The following is a 9158-nucleotide window of genomic DNA, read 5'->3' as shown; positions in this document are numbered from 1 at the left end:
ATAAGGTAATTTTTTTCATAATGGTTGGTTTAGGTCAAGGATTTGATAAAAAAATTATATTTTGAAAACTCCGCCGAAGTAAATAATACTCTCAAAAAACAAAAAATGTTGCGAAGCTTTTTCACTTGTGTCATATGATATTTCAATATCCGGCATATTTATATAGCCTCCTTTTATTTCGGTTTGAATAAAGAAATATTTAAAAAATGTAAAGTTTAGTCCTGCTTTTGCGGATACTCCGTATCCTGCAATATGGAATTCATCATGTCTTCTTTCTCCTAATACCGTGGCATCTGTTCTGGGATATAGAAAACCTGCTCCAACGCCTTCCGTAATATTTAATTGAAATTTGTCGGTGTTTCGTATTCCGAATATTTTTGAAAGGTCATCAAACCGCGATATTTCAGGATGAACATAATTCAAGCCATTGGTGTGCTCAAATTTAAGAAACGTTCCATCTGTAAAATCTACAGGAGTATTATTATATGTCCCATTATGAACAGAACCGGGATCTGAATCAGGCAAGTCTATAGTACCAGTTACATTTGCCGTTTGATTCTGAGCAAAAATATATTTCATGTGATCAATATTTAATACTACAGCATAATGGTCACTGATAAAATAACCAAATTTCATATTGGTTTGTGGAATTGTAAACCTGGTTGGATTTATATAATCAACCTGCCAGCCTTTTGGTTTGTCATGAGCTTCAGCGTCAGACACTGTAAAGTTAAAGTTGTCTCCTTTAAAATGAATATCAGATTTAGTAAAACCATCTCTGTTACCACCAAAGGCAACAATGTATTTTCCTTTGTTGTGTGCGGTAAATTTACCAGAATCAGCTTTTTTTTCCTGAGCAGAAACAACTTGGGTTATGGCAAAAGAAGTTATGAATGAAAAGAATAATATTTTTTTCAAAATGTGTAATGTAAATTAAAATTGATTTATTGTTTTTCTGATAGCTACTAAACGGGTCATTAGACCTTCAAAATAGTCTAAATGCAACATATTAGCACCATCACTTTTAGCGTGTGCCGGATCAAAATGTGTTTCGATAAAGATTCCATCAACGCCGACAGCAATTCCGGCTTTGGCAATGGTTTCTATCATATCTGGTCTTCCACCGGTTACGCCAGCTGTTTGATTTGGCTGTTGTAATGAATGTGTAACATCCAAAACGGTTGTTGCATAGTGTTGCATTGTTGGAATACCACGGAAATCAACAATCATATCCTGATAGCCAAACATGCTTCCTCTATCGGTAACCATTACACTTTCATTATGGCAGTCCAATACTTTTTGAACCGCATGTTTCATGCTTTCCGGACTCATGAATTGTCCTTTTTTTAGATTAACCACTTTTCCGGTATTTGCCGCAGCTACTACCAAATCAGTCTGACGAACCAAAAAAGCAGGAATCTGTAACACATCAACATATTCAGCAGCCATAACAGCATCTTCGTTAGTATGAATGTCGGTAACCGTTGGAACATGAAAAGTTTCAGAAACTTTACGAAGTATTTTTAAGGCTTTTTCATCACCGATTCCCGAAAAGCTATCTATTCTTGAGCGATTGGCTTTTTTAAAAGAACCCTTGAAAACGTATGGTATTTGTAATTTGTCTGTAATTGCAACTAGTTTTTCGGCTATTCTCATAGCCATTTCTTCACCTTCAATAGCACATGGACCAGCAAGAACAAAGAAATTTCCACTATCAATGTTTTTGATTTGTGGAATGGAATTTAGATTCATAAAAATTTATTTTTAAAGCGCTAATATAAGCATAATTTGAATATTTCTTACAGGAAATATGTTAACTTATTTTTTGATAGTGAGACCTAAAGGAACAAGCAAATATCCTTTCTCATAAATGTTTACATATAATTTTACGGGTTCGGTTTGCCCTTCCCATTTCAGTTCATAGATATCGAGAAAACCTGCTCCGATTTCTGTTCTTTTCGTTGGAAACGGACAGCAACTTTCGACTTTGGAAAACGTTATTTTTTCGCCTTTTGGCCCTGCCAATGCATTCAGGAAACGCTCCGCATTTAGAATTTCATCTTTGGTGTTTTTGTAAAAAACATTAATTGGATAATCTGCATCATAACCATACTTCTTGTCTTTGCTGTATTCTGTCAAAACAAAAGTGTTGTCTGCAGTTAATGTTGGAATTGGAGCATTGTCATCTACATTTTTTAAAGTAGATTTTGTACTAACGCATGATGAAGTTGTTATTGCGATTAGAAGCGCAACTAAAAAAGGCTTGATTTTCATGATAAATAAATTTTCACTTCCTTTTACAATTATCATGCAAAAAAGAATGCATATCAAAAATACGTAATTTAAAGAATAGTTTATCGGGCCAGTTCAAATGAATTTCTATTTTTGTAAAAAATATACTGTATGGAATTTTTAACTCACACTTGGCATTGGTCAGTTGCAGGTTTTCTGATAGCCGTAGTAATGCTGCTTCTTAATTATTTTGGAAAAGTTTTCGGAATGTCATCCAATCTGCGTTCGTTGTGTTCTATGACTGGTGTTGGAAAAAAAGTGACATTCTTTGATTGGGATTGGAAATCACAACGCTGGAATTTAGCCGTTGTCATTGGTGCAATGATTGGCGGTTATGTAGCGGTTCATTTTTTGAGCGATGTTTCGAATGTCGATTTGAATCCAAAGACTATTGAACAATTATCCGCCATGGGAATTGATGCTCCAAACGGGAAATTATTACCGGATGCATTATTTGGAAACCAAATATTTCACTCGCCAAAAATGATTAGTATTTTACTCGTTGGTGGATTATTAATCGGTTTTGGTTCCCGATATGCCGGTGGTTGTACTTCGGGTCATGCCATTGCCGGAATGAGTAATTTGCAGTTGCCATCTTTGAAAGCAGTTATTGGTTTTTTTATCGGAGGCCTGATTATGTCGCATTATATTTTACCCTTACTTTTTTAAGCTATGAAATTTATAAAATATTTACTCGTTGGGTTTTTCTTTGGTATCGTTTTAACCAAAGCAGAAGCGGTTTCCTGGTACCGAATTTATGAAATGTTCCAGTTTCAGTCGTTTCATATGTATGGCATTATCATGACAGCAATTGCTGTTGGAGTTATTGGCGTTCAAATCATCAAAAGAAAAAACATCAAAGACATTGATGGAAATCCCATTTATATTCAGGAGAAAGAAAAAGGAAACGCACGGTATTGGATTGGCGGAATTCTTTTTGGATTAGGCTGGGCAATGGTTGGTGCTTGTCCGGGACCAATTTTCATAATGCTTGGCGCAGGCTTTATGAGCGTCGGATTGATATTGATTGGAGCGCTTCTCGGAACTTTTCTTTATGGTGTTTTTAAAGATAAATTACCACATTAAAATAGTAATAGCGTTTCAAAAGAAGCGCTATTTTTTTTGATTCAATTCCAATATGCCGCTGGTGATATAAAACTGCGCAATCAGATAGGTTATCATTATCGAATAGGAGGCAGATGCAATTGGCGTATGAAACTTATTGATAGCAAGAATACTGTCAGAAGCCACAAAAAATACAGCGCCTGCTAATACCAAATATTTCGAATTTCCTTTCCAGTCGAAAGTTCCTTTTAAAGCCATTTTCAGCATTATTGTAATGGTTAATGCATATCCGGTTACGGGAAAACTCAAATCACCCAGACTTGGCAATAATATCGAAAGTATTCCAGCCAAATAAACAGTAGCGCAGACAAAACCAACCCAAAATAAAGGCTTTTTAAAGCTTTTGTTATCTGACTTTTGTTTGGCAAAAAGCACAATAAGTAAAATATGTGCTGCCAGAAAAGCTACTAATCCAAAGATAAAATACAATTCACCTTTGTCGGCAAACATCAAAATGCAATCACCAATCCACGAAAAAAACAAAGCAAAAAGCAACCATTTTTTTGATTCAAAAGCATCACTTTTCACAACAGCATAAAAGAGGAATGGCAGTAAAAATGGTTTTAAATACCATGTCAGCGTATCAACTCCCTGAAGTAATAAAACTGAATATATCGCTGCAAAAACGGTATAAACATAAAGTAACCTTTGGCTAGTTATCATAAGAAAGTTTGTTTTGAGTATTTCTGAATTCGACGAAAACAAAATAGCAACTCGCCAATAATGATAATGAGAAATAGGCGATGAGCAACCCATTTGAAAAAGACAGCAGCGTTGAGATTCCGAACCAATCACCATAGAAATAAATAATTCCAATTGAAAAAATGAATCGCAATCCTTCCCAAAAAACAGAAAATTTCCGTGTGTCCATCAATTCCGTATAGCTGTAAACTGTTAGAAAAACGAATAATCCATAGACAAATATATTAGGCAATCCGATTGTTCCAATGTTTCCAAAAAGATAGCTTATCAATCCCAAAGTCGTGAACAATTGCACCAACGACCAATACATCAAAAGCTGCGAATGTTGGTTGCCATATTTGTCAAAACTATAGACGTCGTTGATTTTATCAATTGGATATTTTTCGTCAAAATCTTTTGGCCGCCAGCCTGTTGGCTTAAACCAAATCGAGAATTTATCTTTCCAGTTTTCGGCACGATAGGCATCTTTTATCAAAAGCCACATATGCTGAAAATTTATTTTTATTGGATTCCAGGTATTCGCTGGTCGCGTGATTCCGTAAACCGGAGGAATATCATCTAATTCTTCCTGAAAAGTGCCAAACCATTTGTCCCAAAAGATGAATATTTGCCCATGATTTCTATCCATGTATTCCGGATTGATAGCATGATGCACTCTGTGATGCGAAGGCGTAACCATAAATTTTTCGAGAAAACCAAGTTTGTCAATGTAGCGGGTATGATACCAAAATTGTAAAAACAAATGTATCGGCAAAAGTATTGCAATCACTGTAGATGGAACTCCGAGAATAGCAGCAGGCAAGAGCAGGAAAGTAAACAGATTGACAAAACTGGAAATTGGCTGGCGTAAAGCACAAGCCAAATTAAATTCTTCGCTGCTGTGATGAATGGCGTGTTTGTTCCAAAAAAAATTGATTTGGTGTGCCCAACGATGACCCCAATAACCATAAAAATCGATTACAAAAAAGGCGATTATGTATGTTAGAATTGTAGCTTCAATATGAATAAGTGCCAAATGATTAACCATCAATTCATAGGAAATAATTGCAATACTCAAACCCAAAGCATCTTTCACCGCATTGGTCATTCCGGAACTGATACTCGAGATGCTATCCATCATTGGTGCATGATTGACGCCTTTGAAATAGCCATATATTCTTTCAATGATAATTAGTGAAAGAAAAAAAGGCATAGCAATCAATAAAATTTTCCCGTATTGTTCCATGGCAATGAATTTGTTTTTCAAATATAACTATTCCGCCATTATCTTTTCAGCGTGAAGTGGGATTTAAATTCTTTCCATCTGGTCTTGGTTTGATCCAGGTATTCTACTTTGAACCAATAGTCAGTTGATGGAAGCATGTACCCATTAAAAGTTCCGTCCCAACCCGGACCATCAGTACTCAATTGTTTCAGGAGTTTACCATAACGATCAAAAATGTAAAGTCTGGCGTAGGGCTGATCTTCCAAACCAATAACATTCCAGGTGTCGTGAATACCATCGCCATTTGGTGTAAAATAATGAGGATAATCGATAGCCTGAACTCCATCAATAGCTATTTCACCGCAACTGGTATTTCCTTTTACATCCCGAACGGTAATGGTATGTTCTCCCAATGAAGCATGCTCAAAAATGTTACTGCTTTGGAACGGACCATCATCCAGACTATATTCATAAACACCAAATCCAACCACATTTACGGTTATAATTTGATTGTCATCAAAAGCATTACTGATAGTAAAAGGCGGTTCTGAAAACTGCGCCGGACCAGATTGAATTACGGTAAACGGATTAGAAACATCGGATACACAAGCCAGTGAACTTGTACTTGTAACAATAACTGTATAATCTCCCGGAGCAACAGTATTAATGGTATAAGCTGAACCTGTAGCGCCTGGGATGATTGTTCCTCCCAATGACCAGGTAAAAGTGTAATTTGGACTTGTAATTCCGCTATCCAAAGTCAAGCCGCTTAACAATACATTTGTAGCAAAGTCAACACAAATGGTATTTACTGGAGAAGCAATAACAGGCTCAGGCAACGGTTCAACCGTAATGTCAAAAGGAACTAACTGATAACAACCCGTAATTACATCTTCAACCCTAACCCAAACGGTATGCGTATAGGACGGATAATTTACTAAATCGGTAATAGCATTTGTTCCATTAGCAGCATCGAGTTGTGTGTTGTAAAAAGTAGTTGTCACTCCGGTTTGAGAACCAATAATTCCATTGATATAAGTATTTAAATCTAATGTAAAGAAGCCATCATTAGTTCCGTCATCATCACAAGTTTCGAAATCAGCAGGTGATATAGCGGTTGGTTTCGGATTGACAACAAGCGTAAATTGACCATTATAATTCACACAACCGGTAGCATTATTTAAAACTCTTATATAAATAATTTGTGGATTAGTTGTATTGGTAAAACTTGTTGGATTCGGAATCGCATTTGTTGCAGCTTGTGCGTTAGAGGCAGTTGTATAATAAGTAATTGTGAAATCGGCAGGCAATTGTGTGCTTCCCAGCAAACTAACAGTTGTCGAAGTCAAATCAAATGGCGCTTGTCCATCGGTATCATCATCACAATTTTGAACCGTTAAAGGTTGAATAATTGTTGGTAACGGATTTACGGTAAGTGGTTGTTCAACCAAAACAAAGCAATGATTGCCAAGATAATCAACTCTGTTATTTTCAACTCTAATCCATACATTTTGACCAACCAAAGCGGCAGTAGGATTTAGTATTTCGTTGGTTTCATACAAAGCATCAGCTTGTGTTGGATAATAATGCAAAGTCAATGTTGTATCTCCATTTATTATAAAATAAGCATTTAATGTCAAATTAAAAGTTTCAAGCATATCTCCGGTATTGTTTATATCGCATTGTGCGGGCAACGGTCTGATTCCGGTTGTTCTTGGTGTTGGAATTGGCAATACCCGTATGTCTAATGAAGTATAGCTTCTACAGCCTTGAGCGTTGGTAACCATAACACCTAATGTCTGAACCGCAGGCAGCACATTCGTATATGTTGTCGGATTCGGAATTGCAACACTCGATGAAGTCACAGGATAACTTGGGTAAAATGTCACGGTCATGTTAGGCTGTCCCTGAGTTATTTCACTGTTTTTCACTGTTAAATCAAATTCAGTATGCAGATTATTCGGAATGGCATCATCGTCACAGATGCTTAATGGCATTGGTGTTGTTAATGCTAAAGGTGGATTAATTAATAATTCGAATGAACCAATTGAATAACATTCTGAATTATTATTTTCAACTCTAACCCAAATGATTTCATGATTTGCTCCGACATAATGAGTCGACGGAATAATAGGAGCAATACCTACATTGGCATCCGCTTGAGAAATATAATAAGTAACCGTATAATTTGATGCTGGTAAAGGCTGAATAGCTAATACGGCCGAATCATTCTGTGTTAGATCAAATACCATTGATAGATTTTGCGGATTACTATCTTCATCACACTGTATTAAATTCGGTACTGTAAACGGAGTTATGGGCTGTGGATTCACATTCAATTCAATCGGAATAACACTTCTGCAGCCAGTCAAATTATCAACAGCTGAAGCGTAAATAAATTGAGCAAACGGAGTTATATTATCATAAGGACTAGCCAACGGATTATTTCCTAATTGAGCATCTTCAATAGTTTCATGATACGTAATGGTGTAATTAGCACCCTGCAATATGTCAGTCGTTAAAGTATCCAAATCAAAAGTTCCAAATCCATCCTGATTGCCATCACAAATAGTATAAGGTTCACTTTGAGGAATTGGGCTTGGCAAAGGTTCAACCCGAATATCCATAGTTGATAAAACATAACAACCTGTGATTGCATTTTCCACTCTAATCCATAAGGTTTGAACATAAGGAACAACATTAGTGTATAAAAGTGGCAACGGATTTATATCTGCTAAAGCATCAGCCTGACTGAAATGAAAGGTAACATTCATTCCGTTTTGTCCCAATAATATAGCTGTGATTTTTGAGCCTAAATCAAATTCTTCATAAGCTAAAGGAGCATGAATATCACATAAAGTATAAGGTGGGTAACTTGGTTGAGTCGCCAACGGCAATGGATCGACAAACAATTGTAATGTCACAATATCATAACAACCGGTTACATTATTGGTCACTCTAATCCAAATAGTTTGGGTGTTTATAGTTTGATTAATGAAGTTGGTAAGATTGCTTATCGGATTTGTTTGCGACTGAGCGTTAGCCAGACTAGTGTAATAGCCAATAGAATGTGTCGATTGATTTATGGAACCAAACACCTGAGGAGAAACTGTAGTTAAATTGAAACTGGCAAAACCATCATTATCAGTATCGCAAACATGATAATCACCCGGCTCGGTAGCTTCCGGAGTTGGATTTACAATTAATTCTAAAGTCAAAATTTTATAACAACTGGAAGATTCGGTTGATTCTACACGGATATAAATAGTTTGATTGTCTATGTGAATATTAAAATAATTGGAAGGATTTGGAATAGTGGTTCCGTTAATTTGAGCATCTGTTAAGGTTTCGTGAAAACTTACCGGATATGGATTTCCACCCGTGATTGTTGGAGTTACCTGAGTTAAATCAAAATTACCGAAGCCATCATTATTTGGATCACAATAGTATAAAGGGCTTACGGAGTTTATTAGAGGTAATGAGTATACAGTTATAATTAGCGTACTTGTTGATGCACATAGCCCTGCAGTAGGTGTAAAAGTATAAGTTGTAGTCGCCGTATTATTTAAAGCTGGTGACCATGTTCCTGTAATACCATTGTTAGAAATAGTTGGCAAAGGACTAAGAATTTCACCTGAGCAAATCGGAGTCACTGCCGTGAATGTTGGATTTGCCATAGGTCTAATCATCACTATGGTTGTGGCTACAACGGCAGGACAGGCTCCAGTGGCAGCGATGGTATAGGAAACAGTATAAGTGTTTGGAGTACTTGTACTTGGCGTAATGTCTCCGGTTACAGGATTAATAGTCAGCCCCGCAGTTGAGGAATATACTC

Annotated in this window: 8 protein-coding genes; 2 read left to right on the top strand and 6 right to left on the bottom strand. The window is 36.4% G+C overall.

Annotated features, from left to right (window positions below; genetic code table 11):
* Positions 1 to 54: 54 nt before the first annotated feature.
* From ABIQ27_RS12540 to ABIQ27_RS12530, 3 genes are all read right to left on the bottom strand, one after another.
* Positions 55 to 918, bottom strand: coding sequence for a hypothetical protein (locus ABIQ27_RS12540; protein ID WP_348034246.1), 864 nt, complete (start codon positions 916 to 918; stop codon positions 55 to 57).
* 15 nt (positions 919 to 933) lie between these two features.
* The gene (gene kdsA, locus ABIQ27_RS12535; protein ID WP_348034245.1) at positions 934 to 1752 is read right to left on the bottom strand and encodes a 3-deoxy-8-phosphooctulonate synthase; all 819 of its coding nucleotides are present in this window, start codon (positions 1750 to 1752) and stop codon (positions 934 to 936) included.
* Positions 1753 to 1818: 66 nt separating this feature from the next.
* Positions 1819 to 2268: a 2-dehydro-3-deoxyphosphooctonate aldolase gene (locus tag ABIQ27_RS12530; protein WP_348034248.1), complete on the bottom strand. Its 450-nt coding sequence runs from the start codon at positions 2266 to 2268 to the stop codon at positions 1819 to 1821.
* A gap of 135 nt (positions 2269 to 2403) precedes the next feature.
* Between ABIQ27_RS12530 and ABIQ27_RS12525 the strand changes: the two genes are divergently transcribed.
* Together ABIQ27_RS12525 and ABIQ27_RS12520 are read left to right on the top strand one after the other, a co-directional pair.
* Positions 2404 to 2961, top strand: a complete 558-nt coding sequence (locus tag ABIQ27_RS12525; protein ID WP_348034243.1) for a YeeE/YedE thiosulfate transporter family protein — start codon at positions 2404 to 2406, stop codon at positions 2959 to 2961.
* A 3-nt stretch (positions 2962 to 2964) separates the two neighbouring features.
* Positions 2965 to 3378 carry a DUF6691 family protein gene (locus tag ABIQ27_RS12520; protein WP_348034242.1) on the top strand — a complete coding sequence of 138 codons (414 nt, stop codon included), beginning with the start codon at positions 2965 to 2967 and terminating at the stop codon, positions 3376 to 3378.
* A 27-nt stretch (positions 3379 to 3405) separates the two neighbouring features.
* On the opposite strand, the gene ABIQ27_RS12515 is transcribed toward ABIQ27_RS12520, so the two are convergent.
* From ABIQ27_RS12515 to ABIQ27_RS12505, 3 genes are all read right to left on the bottom strand, one after another.
* On the bottom strand, positions 3406 to 4080 hold the full coding sequence (locus tag ABIQ27_RS12515; RefSeq protein ID WP_348034241.1) for a lysoplasmalogenase: 675 nt from the start codon (positions 4078 to 4080) through the stop codon (positions 3406 to 3408).
* The gene (locus tag ABIQ27_RS12510) at positions 4070 to 5344 is read right to left on the bottom strand and encodes a sterol desaturase family protein (protein ID WP_348034247.1); all 1275 of its coding nucleotides are present in this window, start codon (positions 5342 to 5344) and stop codon (positions 4070 to 4072) included. The genes ABIQ27_RS12515 and ABIQ27_RS12510 overlap by 11 nt, the downstream gene beginning before the upstream one ends.
* Before the next feature lie 38 nt (positions 5345 to 5382).
* A partial coding sequence (locus tag ABIQ27_RS12505) for a T9SS type B sorting domain-containing protein (RefSeq protein ID WP_348034240.1) occupies positions 5383 to 9158 on the bottom strand: 3776 nt, incomplete at its 5' end.

This window comes from Flavobacterium sp. (genome assembly GCF_039916025.1).
Lineage (GTDB): Bacteria > Bacteroidota > Bacteroidia > Flavobacteriales > Flavobacteriaceae > Flavobacterium.
The sequence above is the reverse complement of the archived record's forward strand: the minus strand, read 5'-3'. Positions and strand labels throughout refer to the sequence as shown.

What these genes read in the sequence shown, in the direction of transcription:
- ABIQ27_RS12510 (WP_348034247.1), bottom strand. Translation starts at nt 5,344, where the DNA reads ATGGAACAATACGGGAAAATTTTATTGATTGCTATGCCTTTTTTTCTT.
- ABIQ27_RS12520 (WP_348034242.1), top strand. Translation starts at nt 2,965, where the DNA reads ATGAAATTTATAAAATATTTACTCGTTGGGTTTTTCTTTGGTATCGTT.
- kdsA (WP_348034245.1), bottom strand. Translation starts at nt 1,752, where the DNA reads ATGAATCTAAATTCCATTCCACAAATCAAAAACATTGATAGTGGAAAT.
- ABIQ27_RS12515 (WP_348034241.1), bottom strand. Translation starts at nt 4,080, where the DNA reads ATGATAACTAGCCAAAGGTTACTTTATGTTTATACCGTTTTTGCAGCG.
- ABIQ27_RS12525 (WP_348034243.1), top strand. Translation starts at nt 2,404, where the DNA reads ATGGAATTTTTAACTCACACTTGGCATTGGTCAGTTGCAGGTTTTCTG.